The following is an 18,607-nucleotide window of genomic DNA, read 5'->3' on the forward strand; positions in this document are numbered from 1 at the left end:
GGGACCCCGGCGTCGGTGGCGGCTCGTAGGATGCCCGGAGCCACGGGCGGACGAGGTCAGGAGCAGCAGTGGTCGAGCACATGAAGTGGTGGGGCTGGGGCCAGGAAGGCGTCTTCTTCCACCACGAGGACAAGCCGGGCCTCGCGCCGTTCGTGCTGGAGCGGGTCGGCCTCGACCTCCACGGGCCGGGCGTGCCGCCGCCCGACTTCTCCAAGTTCAGCGTGGCGCCCTCGCAGGCGCCGGGTGAGCTGCGCGACGCGCTCGTGGCGGCGGTCGGCGCCGAGCACGTCGTCACCGACGACCTCGACCGCGTCGTGCACACCTACGGCAAGAGCATGCGCGACCTGCTGCGGATCCGCCGCGGCGACTTCGGGCGCGTGCCCGACCTGGTCGTCTACCCCGGCACCGAGCAGGAGGTCGAGGCGGTGCTGCGCGCCGCCCTCGCGGCCGACGCCGTGGTGATCCCCTTCGGGGGAGGCTCCAACATCGTCGGCAGCCTGGAGGCCCCGCGCGACGAGTCCCGTCCCGTGCTCTCCGTGGACATGGGCCGGATGAACGCCCTGCTGGAGGTCGACGAGACCTCGCAGGTCGCGCGCATCCAGGCCGGTGCCCTCGGCCCGCACCTGGAGGCGCAGCTCAACGGCCGCGGCTGGACGCTCGGGCACTTCCCCGACAGCTTCAAGCACTCCACCCTCGGCGGCTGGATCGCGACGCGCTCCTCCGGCACCCAGTCCGACCGCTTCGGCGACATCGCCGACATCACCAAGGCGGTCCGGGTCGTCACGCCCAAGGGCGTCGTCGCCACCCGCAACGTGCCCAGCCAGTCCACGGGCCCCAGCGTGCGCGAGATGGTCCTGGGCAGCGAGGGCCGCCTGGGGATCATCACCGAGGCGACGGTGCAGGTGCACCGCCTCGCGGAGGAGCGGGTGATCCTGGCCTACTTCTTCCCCGACTACGGCAGCGGCCTGCGCGCCATGCACGACATCGCCGCCTCCGACGCCTACCCCTCGATCACCCGGGTCTCCGACGAGAACGAGACGGCGTTCACGTTCGCCACGTCGAAGAAGAGCTCGGGGCTCTCGGCGCTGCTGTCCAAGGGCGTGAAGCTCTACGCGAGCAGGCGCAAGGGCATGGACCTCTCCCGGATGTGCCTGTCCTTCATCGGGTTCGAGGGTTCCGCCGCGCACGTCAAGCGCAGCCGCGGCCTGGTGAACGACATCGTCGCGAAGCACGGCGGGTTCTGCGTCGGCGCCGGCCCGGGCCGGCTGTACGACCAGAAGAAGTTCGACACCCCCTACATCCGGGACTTCATCCTGGACCGCGGCGCGGTCGGCGACGTGTCGGAGACGTCCTCGACGTGGGCGACCCTGGAGACGGTGCACGACAACGTCGTGGCCGCGGCGAACAGGGCGTTCGACCAGATCGGTGTGAAGGGCTTCATCTTCTGCCACCTGTCGCACAGCTACCACATGGGCGCCTGCCAGTACTTCACGTTCGCGTACGTGGCCAGCGGCCGCCGGGACGAGCTGGAGGAGTACGACATCGTCAAGGGCGCCATCCAGCAGGCGTTCATCGACAACGGCGCCACGCTCTCGCACCACCACGCGGTGGGCCGGGAGCACGCCCGCTGGTACGAGCAGGACACCTCCCCGGCGGGCGCGGAGATCGTGCGAACCCTGTTCGACGGGGTGGACCCGGGGCGCAACCTGAACCCCGGCGCCATCACCGGCTGACACCGGCCCCGGCTCACAGCCCCGGGCGCACCGGCACGGGCCGTCCTCCCCGCGGAGGGCGGCCCGTGTCGGTGCCGACGCCTACCGTCCGTCCATGTCCGCCGGACCGCAGCCCCCCGCAACGCAGCCCTCCGCAACGCAGCCCTCCGCAACGCAGCCCTCCGCAACGCAGCCCTCCGCAACGCAGCCCTCCGCAACGCAGCCCTCCGCAACGCAGCCCTCCGGAACGCGACCTCCCCGGGTGCAGCCCACCACGGTCGGGGAGTACCTCGACCTGCTCCCGCCGGAGCGGCGCGAGCTCCTCGCACGGCTGCGCAGCCTCGTCCTGGAGAACCTCCCGCCCGGGTACACCGAGACCCTGGCGTGGGGCATGCCCAGCTACGTGGTCCTCCCGCGGGCCCGGGCCGGCCGGCCGCTCGGCTATCTGGCCCTGGCGTCCCAGAAGCGGTACTGCTCCGTGTACCTGATGGGCCTGGCCACCGACCCGGGGGCGGAGCGGGCGTTCCGCGAGGCGTGGACGGCGACGGGGCGCCGCCTGGACATGGGCCGCGGCTGCCTGCGGTTCCGCCGCTGGGAGGACCTGGACGCCGGCCTGCTCGCGGAGGTGGTGGCCTCCCGGCCGGTGGAGGAGTTCCTCGCGGCCCACGAGCGCGCCGGTACCGCGGGGGGCGGCTGAGCCGTCCCGGGCGGAGCACCGGTGTCCCTCCGCGGAAATCCGCTGGCCGCGCCCCGCCCCGGGGGCGTAGGACTGCGGACGCGCCGGTTCCGACCCGACCCGGCGCCCCCGGCCGAGAGGAAGATCCCCCTGAGCGGGCTCATGCACGCCGACGAGGTGCGCACCGACGCGTCCCTGGTGCGCCGGCTCCTCGCCGCGCAGTTCCCCCGGTGGGCGCACCTGCCGGTGTCGCACCTGTCCTCCGCGGGCACCGACAACGCGATCTACCGCGTCGGCCCCGACCTCGTGGCGCGGCTGCCGCGCATCGCGTCGGTGCAGCACAACATCGACCACGAGGCGCGCTGGGTGCCGCACCTGGCGCCCCTGCTGCCGGTGCCGCTGCCCGTGCCCGTCGCCGTGGGGGAGCCGGGGGAGGGCTATCCCTTCCGCTGGGCGGTGTGCGGGTTCCTCCCCGGGGAGAACCCGCGGCCGGACACCCTGGGCGAGCGGTTCACGGCGGACCTCGCGGCCTTCCTGCGGACGTTCCACGCCCTCGACCCGGCCGGTGCGCCGGTGCGCGGGAAGACGACGCTCGCCCGCCGTGACGAGGAGGTCCACCGCTGCATCGCGGCCGTGGCCGGGCACGACGACCTGCCCGTGACGGCGGCGGACCTGACCGCGGCGTGGGAGGTGCTCCGCGACGTGCCACCCTTCCCCGCCCCCGGCGTGTGGGCGCACGGGGACGTCACCGGCGGGAACCTGCTCGTGCGCGACGGGCGGCTCGGCGGGGTGCTGGACCTCAGCGGCTGCGGCCTGGGCGATCCGGCGGTCGACGCGGCGGTCGCCTGGAACCTGCTGCCCGGCCGGCTGCGGCCCCTGCTGCGGGAGGAGCTCGGGGCCGACGACGACACGTGGGCGCGCAGCGCCGGGTGGGCGCTGTCGCAGGCGCTGGTGCAGCTGCCGTACTACCGGGAGACGAACCGGCCGCTGGCGGCCAACGCCCGGTGCGTCCTCGCCGAGACGGTCCCCTTCGCCCTCTCGCGCTGACCCTGCGGTGCCGGCCCGACGGTGTTGACCTCGACCGCGGTCGAGGTCCTAGCGTCGCGGCATGACCCTGGGGCTGCGCTTCGAGATCTTCCCCGCCGACCTGGAGCGGACCGTGCGCTTCTACACCGACGTCCTCGGCTTCGACCTCGTGCAGGACGACCGGCCCGCCGGGGGCCGCTACGTCGCCCTGGTGCGGGACGAGGTGCGCATCGGCGCGGCGGAGCACTCCCGCACCGGCGGCGAGCTGCACCGGCTGCCGCCCGCCGGGGTGGAGCTGGTGCTGGAGGTCGACGACCTGGCGGGGGAGCGCGACCGCGTCCTGGCCGCCGGTGGTGTCCTCGCCGCGGACCTCGCGCTCCAGCCGTGGGGCCTGCGGGACGTCAGGCTCACCGACCCCGACGGCTACCTCCTGCGCCTCACCGACCGCCGCCCCCGCGACGAGCCCGACTGGGGGAGCGCGCAGCTGGACCTGGACGGCTACCTGACCCGCATCGGCCTCGACGGGCCGCTGCGCGCCGACGCCGGGACCCTGGGCGCCGTGCACCGGGCGCACGTCGCCCGCATCCCGTTCGAGAACCTGGACGTGCTGCTGCACGGAGGGGTGTCGGTGGCGCTGCCGGACGTGCAGGACAAGCTGGTCCGGCGCCGGCGCGGTGGGTACTGCTACGAGCAGAACCTGCTGCTGGCCGCCGCGCTGGAACGCCTCGGCTTCCGGGTCACGCGGCTGCTCGCGCGCGTCGAGGGGCACCGCGCGCGCACGCACCTGGTGCTGCGCGTCGAGGCGCAGGGGCGGGCGTGGCTCGCGGACGCGGGTTTCGGCTCCGGGCTGCTCGAACCGCTCCCGCTGCGGGAGGGGGCACCGGTGCGCCAGGGCGGCTGGGAGCTGCGGCTGGTGCGCGCCGCGGGTGGCTGGCGGCTGGAGGAGTGCGTGGGCGGGCGGTGGCAGGCGCGGTACGCGGTGGACGCGGTGCCGCAGGAACCCGCCGACGTGGAGATGTCCAACCACTACACCGGCACGTGGCCGGCCTCGCCCTTCCGCTCCCGGCTCGTCCTCGTCCGCAAGGACGAGCGGGAGGTGCGGCGGCTGCTGGGGCGCACGCTCGGGGTGCTCAGGCCCGACGGCGGGCAGGAGGAGCGGGTCCTCACCGACGCGGAGGTGCTCGGCGAGCTGCGCGGCGCCGGCATCGAGCTCGACGCCGCCGACAGCGCCGCGCTCCTGGAGCGGCTGGGCTGAGGGTGCTCAGCCGGGCGTGCTGGCGCCCGGGCCGGAGGGGTGGCGCCGGGCCGCTCCCCACTTCGCGCGGCCCCACACGGCGCGCACCGCCGCGCGCGGCACGACGTCCAGGACCGTCATGACCGCCTTGTAGCGCTTGCTGGGGACGCTGATCACCTTGCCGGCGAAGGCGTCGTCGAGGCTCTGGCGGACGACCTCGTCGGAGTCCAGCCACGCGGGGGAGCCGTCGGAGCCGCTGCGCATCCCGGCGCGCTGGTGGAACTCGGTGCGCACGAACCCGGGGGCGACGGCGGTGGCGGTGACGCCGGTGCCCGTCAGCTCCTGGTGCAGCGTCTCGGTGAGCAGCGCGACGTACGCCTTGGCCGCGGAGTAGTGCCCGCCCCCGGCGACGAACCCGGCCACGGAGGCGATGTTGACGATGCGGCCGCGGCCGCGGGGGGCCATGGCGCCGGCGGCGGCGCGGGAGAGCACCATGACGGCCCGGCACAGCACGTCGAACATCTGCTCGTGCGCGGCGAGGTCGCCGTCGGCGAAGCGCTGCTTGAGCCCGAAGCCGGCGTTGTTGACGAGGACGTCGACGGGGCGGGCGGGGTCGGCGACCCGGTCGGCGACCCGCTGCAGCGCGGAGCGGTCGGACAGGTCGGCGGCGAGCGTCTCCACCTGGACGCCGTGGCGGGCGTGCAGCTCCTCCGCGGTCGTGGCCAGCCGCGCGGCGTCGCGCGCGACGAGGACGAGGTCGTGGCCGCGTGCGGCGAGCTGGTTCGCGTAGCCCAGGCCGAGGCCGGCCGTGGCACCGGTGACGAGGGCGGTGGGGCGTGTCGGGACGGGGACGCTCATGCCCCGACGATAGGTCCTGGCCGCACGGCCGGGGCACGCGGCAGGGCCGGACCGCGCCCAGCGCGGTCCGGCCCCGGTGTGCCGGGTGTCAGTTCAGCTTGGCCCCGGCGTGCAGGGCCAGGCCGTCCATGGCGGCCACGCTCGCGGTGAACTGCCCGGAGGAGTTCACGACGACGGAGCGGCCGAGGCAGGCGGTGCGGGCGTCGTTGAGGTCGCCCTTGACGACGTCGCAGTACGTGCCGGCCGGCAGGGACGTCTGCCAGGTGCGGCTGACGGGGAAGTTCTCCTTGTTGACCACGGCGTAGCCCTTGGTGCCGCGGCTGAAGCCGATCGTCTGGTAGCCGTTGCTCCACCAGTTGGTGACGCCCTGGCCGACGGTGGCGTTGTGGAACGACACCATGTTGGCGATGCCGGTGCGACGGTGCTCGCACACCCACTCGGTGGAGTTGCAGCCGCTGGGCGAGCCGTTCACCCACACGTCGCGGGTGGTGTTGCCGCCGTTGCTGGGCGGGCCCTGGTCGCCGTTGGAGAAGTGGTAGCTCGACATCACCTGCGGGTAGCCGTAGGGCCAGGCGAGCATGAAGTAGTTGGCGAGGTTGTAGAGCTGCCCGTCCTTGTGGGTGACGACGTTGCCGCCGCCGCCGTGGCCGCGCTGGTTGTCGTGGTTGTCGACGAACACCTCGGCGAGGTCGCCGCGCATGAAGCCCCACGCCTCGCCGAAGTTGCTCAGCCAGGCGAGGTTGCCGGTCTTGAAGACGCGCCCGATCTCGGTGGAGTACTGGAACTCGGTGACGTCACCGTTGGAGAAGTACTCGCTCTCCTTGATCGGCTCGTTCGCGGCCTCGATGACCTCCTGGTAGATGTACACGTTCGGGTTCGTCAGGCGCGACTTGATGTTGGCGATGTCCCCGGCGGGCATGTGCTTGGCCGCGTCGATGCGGAAGCCGTCGACGCCCAGGGAGATCAGGTCGTTCATGTACTGCGCCAGGCGGCCGCGGACGTAGTCGCTCTCCGTCCTCAGGTCGGCGAGGTTGACCAGCTCGCAGTTCTGCACCTCGTACCGGTCGCCGTAGTTGGCGATGTCGTCGGTGCCGTTCCGGCCGCAGTGGTGGAAGTCCTGCGTCTGGTAGGTCCCCGGGTAGGTGTACGGGGAGTAGGTGCTGCCGGCGCTGCCGGTGCCCGAACCCACGCCGGTCGTGTGGTTGATGACGGCGTCGGCGTAGACGTCGACCCCGACGGCGCCGCAGCGGCGGGCCATGTCCGCGAACTGCGCGCGGGTTCCGCCGCGGCTCTCGATGCGGTAGCTGACGGGCTGGTAGCGCTGCCACCAGGGGGCGCCGGAGACGACGGCGTGCTCCTGCGGCGGGGAGACCTGCACGGCGGCGAACCCCTTGGGGCCGAGCCAGCGCTCGCACTCCAGGGCCACGTCGGTCCACTTCCACTCGAAGAGGTGGACGAGCGCGGAGCGGTTGGTGGTGACCGCGGCCTCGGCGGGTGCGGGGGCGGTGGGGGCCACTGCGGCGCCGAGGGCCAGCGCCGCCCCGAGCAGGCCGGTGGCCCACCTGGTGCGGGTGCGGGAGGGGGTGGCCGTACGTGCGGCCATGGCGACTCCTTCGTCGTCGGGCTGGTTCGAAGAGACTAGTTATCCCCTTCCAGTCTGTCGAGATTTCACCTCAAATCTTGCAAAGTCTTGCAACGACCGGGTGGTGTCGGCGGGCGGTGGCACTCTTCCGCCGTGATCGCTGCGCCGACGGACGCATGGGTGGGTGAGGTGACCGGCGACCTCGCCGCCCTCCTCGACGGGACCGCCGACGAGCGGACCCGTGAGCACTGGACGCGCTACCTCAAGGGCACCGCCCGCTTCCGCGGTGTGCCGATGGCCGGTGTGCGCACCGCCGTCCGCACCGTCGTCCGGCGCCACGCCCTCCCCGCCCGGACCCCCGACGAGCTGCTGGTCCTGGCCTCCTGCTGGTTCGCCGGGGACTTCTCCGAGGAGAAGCTCGCCGCCGTGCTGCTCACCGCCGAGCACCTCGCCGGCAGGCTGGAGGGCCACCACCTCGACGCCCTGGCGCACCCGCTCGCACGCGGGGACGTCGCCGACTGGAACGTCTGCGACTGGTACGGCACCAAGGCGCTGCACGCGTTCGTCACCGCCCGCCCCGCGGAGCTCCCGGCCCGGGCGCGGGCGCTGGCCGGCTGGTGCGGCGCACCGGGTCTGTGGCAGCGGCGGGCCGGCCTCGTCGGGCTCGTGAAGCTCGCACCCGGCGGCGACGACGTCTTCCCCGGCTTCGTGGACCTGCTCCTCGGCGCGTGCGCCGCGAACCTCGTCGACCCGGACCGGTTCGCGCACACCGGTCCGGGCTGGGTCCTGCGGGAGCTGTCGAGGGCCGCGCCCGAGGCCGTGAGCGCGTTCGTCGAGGAGCACCCCGGGCTGTCCCCGGAGGCCCGGCGGATGGCCACGGCACGGTTGCGCTCCGGGCCGTACCGGCGCCGCTGAGCGCGGGGAACGGCAGGCTGCCGGGCGCGACGATCGGCGGATGCGCCGCGCCGCGACGCCCCCGACATGATCACGGCATGACCTCGACCGCCCGGCACCCCGCCGCGCCCCGCTCCGCCGTGCGCGAGCGCCGGGCCGTGCTCCTCGCCGTCGTCCTGCCGCCGCTGCTCCTCGCCGTGGTGGGGCTCTTCCACCCCCACCACCTCGATGCGGGCACCGCGTCGTGGTGGACGCTCATGCACGTCCTGCTGCTGCCCGTCTTCCCGCTGCTCGGGGTGGCGCACTGGGTGCTGCTGCGGGGGGAGCCGGGCGTGCTGGCGTGGCTCTCGCGCACCGCCGCGTTCCTCTACGTCACCCTCTACGGCGCGCTCGACGCCCTCGCCGGCATCGGCACCGGAACCCTGCTGCTGCGCTCCGGCGCCGCCGACCAGGACGACCTGCCCGAGGTCGGCTGGCTGTTCGGCGCGGGCAACCAGGTCGGCGGTGCCGGGGCCTGGTGCCTCCTCGCCGCGTGCGTGCTGACGTCGGTGGTGCTGTGGCGGCGGTCGGGCGTGCGGGTGCTGCCGGGCGCGCTGCTGCTGCTGGCGGCGACGTGGGTGTTCAACGGGGAGCACATCTACTTCCCCACGGGCGTGCTGTCCGTGCTGGGGATCGCCGCCGGGTCCGCGCTGCTGGTGCTGCTGCCGCCTCAGGCGTCGCGGTAGCGCACGGCCGCGGCGAGCGCCTCGCGCAGGGCGGCCGCCGTGGTCGGCACCCCCGGGCCGAGGCCGCCGTCCGGCGAGCCCCCGGCGAAGGCGGGGTCCATGTACGGCAGGCCGTAGGCGGGGGTGTCGCGCTGGAAGCGCCAGCCCTCGGCGAGCGGGCCCGCGTCCAGGGTGTCGTAGCCGAGGGAGTCGAGGAACGCGCCCACCCGCGCCTTGGCGTCCGCGTCGTCGCCGGCGACGAGCAGCGGCGAGCGCTCGGGGTGCCCGGCGGGGCGGCCCAGCGTCGCGAGGTGCGCGAAGTTGATGTTGTTGAACACCTTCACCACGCGCGAGCCGGGCAGCTGCACCTGCAGCAGCTCGCTGGTGGTCGTCGACTCGTCGTCCAGCTCCGCGACGTGGCCGTCGCGCTGGGGGTAGTAGTTGCCGGTGTCGAGGACCACCTTGCCGCGCAACGGCCCGGCGGGCACCGCCGGGTAGGCCTTCAGCGGGATCGTCACCACCACCAGCTCGCCGGCCTCGGCGGCCTCCTCCGGCGTGGCGGCCCGCGCCCGGGGGCCCAGCTCCGCCACCAGCTCCGCCAGGGTGTGCGGCCCGCGGCTGTTGCTGAGCACCACCTCGTGCCCGGCGGCCACCGCCAGCCGCGCGACCGTCCCGCCGATGTTCCCGCTGCCGATGAACCCGATCGTCGTCATGCCCGGCTGCAACACCGCCACGACCGTCCCTGCTTCCCGCCTCCCCGCGCCCACCCCGCCCGGCGGGCCGGTCTCAGGTGGCCGGGACCTCCACGACGGGGTCCACCCGGTACCCGGCGAGGTCCTCCACGGGCGCGCCGGGTGCGGTGCCCCGCCCGAACGGCGAGCCGCCCAGCTCCTCGCGCCCGTGCGGCTCGTCCCAGCCGGCCGGGTCCGGTCCCACGGGCACGATGCCGGTGGGGTTGATGTCCCCGTGCACGACGTAGTAGTGCCGCTTGACGTGCGCGAAGTTCACCGTGTCCCCGAAACCCGGGGTCTGGAACAGGTCCCGCGCGTACGCCCACAGCACCGGGTACTCGGTGAGCTTGCGCAGGTTGCACTTGAAGTGGCCGTGGTAGACGGCGTCGAAGCGCACCAGGGTCGTGAACAGGCGCACGTCGGCCTCGGTGACGGACTCCCCGACGAGGTAGCGCCGGGTGGCCAGGTGCCCCTCCAGGTGGTCCAGGCAGGCGAACACGGCGTCGTGGGCGCGCTCGTACACGCGCTGGCGGCGGGCGAAACCCGCCCGGTAGACGCCGTTGTTCAGGTCGGTGAAGACCCGCTGGGAGATGGCCGCGATCTCGTGCCGCAACGGCCCGGGGTACAGCTCGGGCGCCCCCGGCCGGTGCAGCGCACGCCACTCGGTGGCCAGGTCCAGGGTGAGGCGCTGGTAGTCGTTGGTGACGAGCCGGCCCGTCGGCACGTCCACCACCGCGGGCACGCTGACCCCGTCGGGATGGCCGTCGGCGCCGTCCGCCCGCGCCCGCGCGTCGTACGCCTCCCCGAGGAACGTGATGCCCAGCACGGGGTCGCGCCCGTCCGGGTCCAGCGTGAAGCGCCAGCTGCGCCCGTCCTGCACCGGGTCGGTCACCGCCACCGGCAGCGCCTCCTCCAGCCCGAGCAGGCGGCGCACGATCACGGCCCGGGACGCCCAGGGGCAGGCCAGGCTCACCACGAGCCGGTAGCGGCCCGCCTCCACCGGCCACGGCCCGCCGCCCGCGGTGATGCGGTCGCGGTGGGAGCTGGTCCCGCGGTGGAAGTCCTCGTCGGCCTCGTGCTGGTCCGCCATGGGGCCACGGTAGGTGCGCGGTCCGCGCCGCACCGCCCGGGAGGTCCGTCCCCGCCCCGCCCGGGAGCTCGGACCGGGCTCAGGTGCCGGCGGGGTCGCGCGTCGCGGCCGGGGCGCCGGAGCGCGCCGCCAGCCGCCGCCACCTGCCCTGCGCCAGCAGCGCCAGCAGCGCGGCCGAGCACACCGCGGCGGACGCCGCCGCCATCGAGCGCACCGGCCCCTCCGCGTCGATCAGCACACCCGCCAGGGCGTTGCCCACGGCCGCGCCGGCGGTCACGCCCGTGGACAGCCACGCCTGTGCCTCGTTCACCTGGCGCGCCGGGGCCAGGCCGTCCACGAGCGACTGCATGATGATCAGGTTGGGGGAGATGAACAGGCCCGTGCAGAACAGCACCGGCAGCAGCACCCCCAGGGCCGGGTCCTCCGAGGTGATGACCGCGGCCGTCGCCGCCAGCATCAGCCCGAAACCGGCCAGGCACACCGGCAGGCGCCGCCGCTCCGGCCCCGCCCAGTGCCGTCCGCCGTACAGCAGCCCGCCGACCGCGCTGCCCCCGGCGATCGCGGCGAACAGGAACCCGAGCCGGTCGCTGGAACCCAGGACCTCCTCGGCCGTGGCCACCAGCGACACGTCGAGCAGGCCGAAGCCGACGCTCATGGCGGCCATGACCGCCAGCACCAGCGGCAGCCCCGCCACCAGGGCCACCGTGCGCCGGTGCCACGGCGGCCGCGGTGCGCCCGCCGTCGCGGCGGCCTCCTGCGGGACCGGGCGCCACGCGCGCGCCGCGTGGGTGCGGGCGTACAGCAGCGCCCCCACCGCCTGCAGGCCGGCGGTCGCCAGCAGTGGTGCCACCGGGCCGGTGACCACGGTGAGGACGGTGAGCAGGAGCGGGCCGCCGACGAAGATGGTCTCCACCGCGACGGCGTCCAGGGCGTACCCGGCGCGCTGCAGGCGCGGCTCGTCCAGCACGACCCGCCAGGCGGCGCGCATCGCGGGGCTGATCGGCGGGAACGTCAGCCCCACGCCGAGGGAGACCACCGGCAGCAGCCACTCCGGTGCGGTGCCGGCGGTGAGGAGGGTCAGCAGCACGAGCAGCGCCGAGCTGGGCAGCGCGGACAGCAGCACCACCCGGGGCTGCCCGAAGCGGTCGAGCGCCCAGCCCCACAGCGGCGAGCCCACGGCGACCCCGACGGCGAAGACCCCGGTGACGAGCCCCGCCAGGGAGTAGGAGCCGCGCAGCGCCTCCACCAGCAGCACGATGCCCAGCGGTGCCATCGCGACGGGCAGGCGGGCCAGCACCGCCGCGGCGAAGGGACGCGCCGCGCGCCCGTTCCGCAGCACCTCCCGGTACGAGCCCATACCCGACGTGGTGCTGCCGCCCGTGGTCATGCGTGTCCTCGACATCCCGTTGCCCGTTGCCCTGCCCGCGGCGCCGTCCGCCTCGTGCGGTCCCAGCCTCGCCGCCCGCCGCGGCGGGCGCAGCCGGGTTTGCGGGCGCCGGGGGTCCAGCCTGCCACCGCTGCGCCGCGGCGGGCGCCCCGGCGCGACCGGGCGGCTCGGGTGGCGGCCCGGGTGGCGGGTCGGGCGGTGGGGCGGGTCAGCGGGGGGAGCGCCAGATGCGGGCGCAGTCCCCGCCGTCCGCGCGCGCCACGTCCAGGGCGTGCCCGGCCTGCCGCAGCGCCTCGGGAGCGCTGCCGGCCCGGCACGGGCTCAGGCTGGCGCCGACGCTGACGCGCAGGGGCTGCGGCGCGTCGCGCGTGCAGGGCTCCAGGGTCATGAGGAGCGCGTCGGACACCCGCTCGGCGACGGCCTCGGCCTGGGCGGCCAGGGCGTCGAGCAGGAGCAGCGCGTGCAGGCCCGGGCGCAGCTCCACCAGCACGTCCTGGCTGCGCACGGCGGCGCGCAGCCGCCGCGTCACGACGCCCCGCAGGCGCCCGCGGGGTGCGCCGCCGTCCTCGTCCTCCACCGCCACGAGCAGCAGGACCGCCGCGCTGCCGGTGCGCCGGCCCGCCTCGACGGCCACCTGCAGGCGGGCGTCGAGGCCGGCGAGGGCGGCCAGCGCGTGCAGGCCGCCGTCCGCCGCGGGGGCCCCGGCGATGGGCGCGGCGGTGGGCGCTGCGGTGGGCGTGGCGGGGAGCACCGCGGCAGGTGCCGGGGTGGGCGCTGCGGGGGCGCCGAGGCGGGTGAGCAGCGCCGAGGCCGCCGCCACCACGACGTCCCGGTCGTGGGAGACGACGAACTCGAAGCGCCGCTCGTGCTCCGGGCCGGTGTCCCCGAGGTCGCGGGCCAGCAGCGCGCCGGCGAAGTGCGGTCCCACGACGGCCACGTCCCACTCCCGCGCCAGGGGCTCCGCCGCGTCGATGGTCCCGCCGCGCACCCCGGGCATCGGCTCGTCGGGCATGTCCTGCCCCAGCGCCGCGACGAACGCGGCCCGGTCGGCGAGGTCGCGGTAGCGCCGGTGCGTGGAGGGGGTGAAGTGGGTGGCGTCCTGGAACGTGGAGACCACGACGCACGCCTCGCCCGAGCCGAGCGCCTGCTGCTCCAGCTGCTTGCTCATCTGCACCAGCAGGGGCTTGCGGGCGATGCGCACGGGCCGGTGCCGGGCGCCGACCTCGAAGGGGGTGCCCTCCGCGCCCGGGCGCACGCGCGGCACCACGGCCAGCGGGCGGGCCGGTGCCGGGGCCGCGACGGGCAGGGGGCCGGGGCGGCCGAACAGCCAGCCCTGCCCGAGGGAGGCGCCGAACGCCACGGCGGTCTCCAGCTGCCGCTCGGTCTCGATGCCCTCGGCCAGCACCAGGGTGCCGTCGCGCTCGGCCTGGGCGCTGACGGCGTTGACGATGGCGGCGATCTGCGCGTCCGGCTGCGCCTGCACGAGCCGCAGGTCCAGCTTCACCACGTCGGGCCGCACCAGCGGCAGCAGCGCCAGGGACGCCGGGTCGGCGCCGACGTCGTCCAGGGCGATGCCCCAACCGCGGGAGCGGACGCCGTCGACGAAGCGCAACAGCTCCGCGGGACGGGCGGTCAGGGCGCGCTCGGTGAGCTCGACGACCACGGCGTGGGAGCCGGTGGCGGGCCACGGCGGCAGGCGGCGGGCGCCGGCGGCCTCCGGCTCGGTGTTGAGGAACAGCGTCCAGGGGGCGTCGAGCCCGGCGGTGCGGGCGGCGGCCAGGGCGGCGGCCTGGCAGGCGTGGTCGAGGTCCGCGAGGCGCCCGGTGCGGCGCGCCGCGGCGAACAGCGCGTCCGGTGTGTGCAGGGCGGAGCCCTGCGGGCCGCGGGCCAGGGCCTCGAAGGCGACGGGGAGGCGGGTGTCGAGCTCGACGATCGGCTGGAACACCGGCCGCAGCCCACCGGTGCGCAGCAGGGCGTCGAGCGCGGCGGCCTCGTCGGCCACCGGGGAGGGTGCGTCCGGTCGGGGTCCCGGTGCGGCGGTGCGCGGCTGCAGGACGCTGAGCGGAGTCACCCGGAGTTCCTCGGCACACCGGGCCGCCTCCTTGAGCACGCCGCCGCGCGAGGGTGCGGAACGGTTCGACATCGTCGAACCGCCGTCGTTGACCGGGCACCCGCCCGGCTCCTAGCGTCCCTCGCGCAGCACCGACGACAGGGCGCGGATCACGCCGCCGGACGCAGGGGCCGCCGCGCACCCAGCGCGCGCAGGCGCCCGGCGGGCACCGGTCCCGCGCCCCGAGGTACGCAGCAGACATCGGCACGCAGGGCCCCGCACCCAGGGCCCGCACACCGCCTATCAACGGAGAGGGCACATGGCCGAGCACGGCAGCACATCCGCAACCCGCACACCACCGCGCCAACCCCGCCGCCACGAGGCCGGGGCGCCCGCCGGGCCCGGGCTCGTCGGCGAGCTGCTCGCCGAGTTCGCGGGCACGGCGATCCTCATCCTCTTCGGCGTGGGCGTCGTCGCCCAGGTCGTGGCCGGGGAGAACGGCGGCGCGGACTCCATCCACTGGGCCTGGGGCCTCGGCGTCACCCTCGGCGTCTACGTCGCCGGCCGCACCAGCGGCGCCCACCTCAACCCGGCCGTCACCATCGCCCTGGCGGTCTTCAAGGGGTTCTCCTGGGCGAAGGTCGTGCCCTACTCGATCGCGCAGTTCCTCGGCGCGTTCGTGGCGGCGCTCATCGTGCGCTGGACGTACAACGACCTCATCATCGCCGCCGACCCCGGCACCACCTTCGCCACCCAGGGCATCTTCTCCACCCTGCCGAACGAGAGCATCGGCCTCGGCGACGCCTTCCTCGACCAGGTCGTGGGCACCGCGATCCTCGTCTTCGTCATCTTCGCCGTCACCGAGGTCCGGGCGACCCCGCCCGCCGCGAACATGGCCCCCTTCATCATCGGCCTGCTCGTCGTCGCCATCGGCATGGCCTGGGGCGTCAACGCCGGGTACGCCATCAACCCGGCCCGCGACTTCGGGCCCCGCGTCGCGTCCTGGATCACCGGCTACTCCACCGCGATGCGCGAGCCGGGCGGGCAGTTCTACTTCTGGATCCCGATCCTCGCCCCGATCGTCGGCGGTCTCGTCGGCGGGTTCCTCTACAAGGTGCTCGTGGAGCGCTACCTGCCCGCCTCGCCCGGTGAGGCGAGCGAGCAGGGCCGCGTCCCCACCGACGCCTGACCGACCCCACTGCAGAGAGGCAGGAGAACATGGCTCCCGAACCCCGGTACGTCGCGGCGGTCGACCAGGGCACCACCAGCACCCGGTTCATGGTGTTCGACCACGGCGGCAACGAGATCGCCAAGCACCAGCTCGAGCACTCCCAGATCATGCCCAAGCCGGGCTGGGTCGAGCACGACCCCGTGGAGATCTGGGAGCGCACCAGCTCCGTCATCCAGAGCGGCCTGCGCGCCGCGAAGCTGGAGGCCGGCGACCTCGCCGCCCTCGGCATCACGAACCAGCGCGAGACGGCCGTGGTGTGGAACAAGCGCACCGGCCGGCCGTACTACAACGCGATCGTCTGGCAGGACACCCGCACCGACCGCATCGCCTCGGCCCTCGACCGCGACGAGCGCGGGCAGACGATCCGCCGCAAGGCGGGCCTGCCGCCGGCCACGTACTTCTCCGGCGGCAAGATCCAGTGGATCCTGGAGAACGTCGAGGGCGTGCGGGAGGACGCGGAGAAGGGCGAGGCGGTCTTCGGCAACACCGACTCCTGGCTCATCTGGAACCTCACCGGCGGTGTCAACGGGGGCGTCCACGTCACGGACCCGACGAACGCCAGCCGCACCATGCTCATGGACCTGGAGACCCTGCAGTGGGACGACGAGCTGCTCGGGTTCTTCGGCATCCCGCGGGCGATGCTGCCCGAGATCAAGCCGTCCTCCCTGGCCGAGGGCTACGGCACCACGCTGGCGCACGGGCCCCTGGGCGGGGAGGTGCCGCTCACGGGGATCCTCGGTGACCAGCAGGCCGCGATGGCCGGGCAGGTGTGCTTCGCGCCGGGGGAGGCGAAGAACACCTACGGCACCGGCAACTTCATGCTGCTCAACACCGGCACGGACCTGGTCCGCTCCGACAACGGCCTGCTCACCACCGTCTGCTACCAGTTCGGCGACGAGGCACCCGTCTACGCGCTGGAGGGCTCCATCGCGGTCACCGGCTCGGCCGTGCAGTGGCTGCGCGACCAGCTCGGCATCATCTCCGGCGCCTCGGAGTCGGAGTCGCTGGCCCGGCAGGTGGAGGACTCCGGCGGCTGCTACTTCGTGCCGGCGTTCTCGGGTCTGTTCGCCCCGTACTGGCGCTCCGACGCCCGCGGCGCGATCGTCGGGCTCTCCCGCTACAACACCAACGCGCACATCGCGCGGGCGACGCTGGAGTCCATCTGCTACCAGAGCAAGGACGTCGCCGACGCGATGGCGCAGGACTCCGGGGTGCCGGTGGAGGTCCTGAAGGTGGACGGCGGCATCACCGCCAACACCCTCTGCATGCAGATGCAGGCCGACATCCTCGGCGTGCCGGTGTCCAAGCCGGTCGTCGCGGAGACCACCGCGCTGGGCGCCGCCTACGCCGCGGGCCTGGCCGTCGGGTTCTGGAAGACGACCGACGAGCTGCGGGAGAACTGGAACGAGGGGTCGCGCTGGACCCCGGAGTGGGACGACGCCCGCCGCGAGGAGGGCTACAAGGGGTGGCGCAAGGCCGTGGAGCGCACACTCGGGTGGGTGGACGTGGACTGACGGGAGGGAAGCGTCGACGTGGACTGACGGGACGGAGGCGTCGACGTGGGCTGATCGGACGTGGGCGGGGCCGTACCGGAGGGGGCGGCCCCGCCCCGCACGCGGCTCACGCAGGACCGGCACACGCAGGACCGGGCAGGACGGACGAGGGAGATGGACGTGGACACCAGGTCGTCACGGCTGGGACGCGCGCAGGGGCTGACGCCGCAGGCGCGTGCCGAGGCGCTGGAGGAGATGGGGCGCGGGGAGTTCGACGTCCTCGTCGTCGGCGGTGGTGTCGTCGGCGCCGGGGCCGCCCTCGACGCGGTGACCCGCGGGCTGCGCACGGCGATCGTCGAGGCCCGCGACTGGGCCAGCGGCACGTCGAGCCGCTCCAGCAAGCTGATCCACGGCGGGCTGCGCTACCTGGAGATGCTGGACTTCGGGCTGGTGCACGAGGCCCTGCGGGAGCGGGGGCTGCTGCGCAACAAGCTCGCACCGCACCTGGTGAAGCCGGTGCCGTTCCTCTACCCGCTGACCAAGCGCTTCGCCGAGCGCCCCTACGTCGGCTCCGGCATCGCCCTGTACGACGCGATGGCCGTCTCCTCCGGCAACAACACCGGCTTCCCGCTGCACCGGCACCTCACCCGCAAGGGCGTGCAGCGGGAGGCGCCGGGCCTGCGCAGCGACGCCATGGTCGGCGCCATCCAGTACTACGACGGCCAGGTCGACGACGCCCGCCACACCATGATGATCACCCGCACGGCCGCCCACTACGGGGCGGTGGCCGCCAACCGCACCCGCGTGCGGGAGTTCGTCCGCGAGGGCCAGCGCGTCGTGGGCGCCGTCGTGGTCGACCTGGAGTCCGGGCGCGAGATCACCGTGCGCGCGAAGCAGGTCATCAACGCCACGGGCGTGTGGACCGACGAGACCCAGGAGCTGGTCAACGCGCGCGGGCAGTTCAAGGTGCGCGCCTCCAAGGGCGTCCACCTCGTCGTCCCGCGCGACCGGATCCAGTCCCGCACCGGGATGATCCTGCGCACCGAGAAGAGCGTGCTGTTCATCATCCCGTGGGGCCGGCACTGGATCGTCGGCACCACCGACACCGACTGGAACCTGGACAAGGCGCACCCGGCGGCCACCAGCGCGGACATCGACTACGTGCTGGACCACGTCAACCGGGTGCTGCGCTCCCCGCTGAGCCGCGAGGACGTCGAGGGCGTCTACGCGGGGCTGCGGCCGCTGCTGTCGGGGGAGTCGGAGTCCACGAGCAAGCTCTCGCGCGAGCACGTCGTCGGCCACCCCGTGCCCGGCCTGGTCGTCGTCGCCGGCGGGAAGTACACGACGTACCGGGTCATGGCCAAGGACGCCGTCGACGTGGCGGTGCAGGGCCTGGACGGCAGGGTGCCGGAGTCCACCACCGAGGACGTGCCCCTCGTGGGCGCGGACGGCTACAAGGCGCTGTGGAACCAGCGCCACCTTCTCGCCTCCCGCGCCGGCATCCACGTGGACCACGTGGAGCACCTGCTCAACCGCTACGGCTCCCTCACCACCGAGGTGCTGGAGCTCGTGGAGGAGGACCCGGAGCTCGGGCGGGTCCTGCCCGCGGCCGACGACTACCTGCGCGCGGAGGTCGTCTACGCCGCCACCCACGAGGGCGCCCGGCACCTCGACGACGTCCTGGCGCGGCGCACCCGCATCTCCATCGAGACGTGGGACCGCGGCACGGAGAGCGCCCGGCTCGTCGCCGAGCTCATGGCGGGGCCGCTCGGCTGGGACGCCGAGCGCACCGAGCGGGAGGTCGCGCTCTACCTGGAGCGGGTGCGCGCCGAGCGGGCCTCCCAGGAGGTCCCCGACGACGCCTCCGCCGACGCGATCCGGCTGCAGGCGCCGGAGGTCGTGCCGGTGGTGTGAGCGGTGCCGGGGGGGCGGGGCCGCC

15 protein-coding genes are annotated in these 18,607 nt (G+C 74.7%); 9 read left to right on the top strand and 6 right to left on the bottom strand.

Annotated features, from left to right (window positions below; translation table 11 throughout):
• The first annotated feature begins 68 nt into the window (after window positions 1-68).
• The 4 genes from ACYQBY_RS21190 to ACYQBY_RS21205 all read left to right on the top strand — a co-directional run bounded on the left by ACYQBY_RS21190 (window position 69) and on the right by ACYQBY_RS21205 (window position 4,669).
• Window positions 69-1,733, top strand: coding sequence for an FAD-binding oxidoreductase (locus tag ACYQBY_RS21190; protein ID WP_459645881.1), 1,665 nt, complete (start codon window positions 69-71; stop codon window positions 1,731-1,733).
• Window positions 1,734-1,974: 241 nt separating this feature from the next.
• The gene (locus tag ACYQBY_RS21195; RefSeq protein WP_459645882.1) at window positions 1,975-2,409 is read left to right on the top strand and encodes an iron chaperone; all 435 of its coding nucleotides are present in this window, start codon (window positions 1,975-1,977) and stop codon (window positions 2,407-2,409) included.
• A 141-nt stretch (window positions 2,410-2,550) separates the two neighbouring features.
• Entirely contained in the window at window positions 2,551-3,435 is an 885-nt protein-coding gene (locus ACYQBY_RS21200) for a phosphotransferase (RefSeq protein WP_459645883.1), read from the top strand.
• Window positions 3,436-3,496: 61 nt separating this feature from the next.
• A complete protein-coding gene (locus tag ACYQBY_RS21205) occupies window positions 3,497-4,669 on the top strand; it encodes an arylamine N-acetyltransferase (protein WP_459645884.1) in 1,173 nt (390 codons plus the stop codon).
• A 6-nt stretch (window positions 4,670-4,675) separates the two neighbouring features.
• On the opposite strand, the gene ACYQBY_RS21210 is transcribed toward ACYQBY_RS21205, so the two are convergent.
• Window positions 4,676-5,506, bottom strand: a complete 831-nt coding sequence (locus ACYQBY_RS21210) for an SDR family NAD(P)-dependent oxidoreductase (protein WP_459645885.1) — start codon at window positions 5,504-5,506, stop codon at window positions 4,676-4,678.
• 88 nt (window positions 5,507-5,594) lie between these two features.
• Window positions 5,595-7,109 carry an alpha-amylase gene (locus tag ACYQBY_RS21215; RefSeq protein WP_459645886.1) on the bottom strand — a complete coding sequence of 505 codons (1,515 nt, stop codon included), beginning with the start codon at window positions 7,107-7,109 and terminating at the stop codon, window positions 5,595-5,597.
• A gap of 132 nt (window positions 7,110-7,241) precedes the next feature.
• Here ACYQBY_RS21215 and ACYQBY_RS21220 point away from each other — a divergent pair, with 132 nt between their 5' ends.
• Both ACYQBY_RS21220 and ACYQBY_RS21225 read left to right on the top strand, forming a co-directional pair.
• A complete protein-coding gene (locus ACYQBY_RS21220) occupies window positions 7,242-8,003 on the top strand; it encodes a DNA alkylation repair protein (protein WP_459645887.1) in 762 nt (253 codons plus the stop codon).
• A gap of 77 nt (window positions 8,004-8,080) precedes the next feature.
• Complete coding sequence (locus ACYQBY_RS21225) at window positions 8,081-8,707, top strand: hypothetical protein (protein ID WP_459645888.1); 627 nt, start codon at window positions 8,081-8,083, stop codon at window positions 8,705-8,707.
• Here the strand turns inward: ACYQBY_RS21225 and ACYQBY_RS21230 are convergent.
• The 4 genes from ACYQBY_RS21230 to ACYQBY_RS21245 all read right to left on the bottom strand — a co-directional run bounded on the left by ACYQBY_RS21230 (window position 8,692) and on the right by ACYQBY_RS21245 (window position 13,965).
• Window positions 8,692-9,399, bottom strand: coding sequence for an NADPH-dependent F420 reductase (locus tag ACYQBY_RS21230; protein WP_459645889.1), 708 nt, complete (start codon window positions 9,397-9,399; stop codon window positions 8,692-8,694). The two genes, ACYQBY_RS21225 and ACYQBY_RS21230, sit on opposite strands and share 16 nt — an antisense overlap.
• 73 nt (window positions 9,400-9,472) lie before the next feature.
• A complete protein-coding gene (locus ACYQBY_RS21235) occupies window positions 9,473-10,507 on the bottom strand; it encodes a glutathione S-transferase family protein (RefSeq protein ID WP_459645890.1) in 1,035 nt (344 codons plus the stop codon).
• Window positions 10,508-10,586: 79 nt separating this feature from the next.
• Complete coding sequence (locus tag ACYQBY_RS21240) at window positions 10,587-11,894, bottom strand: MFS transporter (protein WP_459645891.1); 1,308 nt, start codon at window positions 11,892-11,894, stop codon at window positions 10,587-10,589.
• A 208-nt stretch (window positions 11,895-12,102) separates the two neighbouring features.
• Complete coding sequence (locus tag ACYQBY_RS21245; protein ID WP_459645892.1) at window positions 12,103-13,965, bottom strand: EAL domain-containing protein; 1,863 nt, start codon at window positions 13,963-13,965, stop codon at window positions 12,103-12,105.
• Between the two features lie 298 nt (window positions 13,966-14,263).
• On the opposite strand from ACYQBY_RS21245, the gene ACYQBY_RS21250 reads away from it, so the two are divergent.
• The 3 genes from ACYQBY_RS21250 (at window position 14,264) to ACYQBY_RS21260 (ending at window position 18,582) form a co-directional block, all read left to right on the top strand.
• Entirely contained in the window at window positions 14,264-15,133 is an 870-nt protein-coding gene (locus ACYQBY_RS21250) for an MIP/aquaporin family protein (RefSeq protein ID WP_459645893.1), read from the top strand.
• Between the two features lie 29 nt (window positions 15,134-15,162).
• Window positions 15,163-16,689 (top strand): glycerol kinase GlpK, encoded by a 1,527-nt coding sequence (glpK, locus tag ACYQBY_RS21255; protein WP_459645894.1) that lies wholly within the window; start codon window positions 15,163-15,165, stop codon window positions 16,687-16,689.
• A gap of 234 nt (window positions 16,690-16,923) precedes the next feature.
• Window positions 16,924-18,582: a glycerol-3-phosphate dehydrogenase/oxidase gene (locus tag ACYQBY_RS21260; RefSeq protein ID WP_459645902.1), complete on the top strand. Its 1,659-nt coding sequence runs from the start codon at window positions 16,924-16,926 to the stop codon at window positions 18,580-18,582.
• Window positions 18,583-18,607: the final 25 nt, after the last annotated feature.

The sequence above is a fragment of the Kineococcus anabasis genome, from assembly GCF_054590795.1.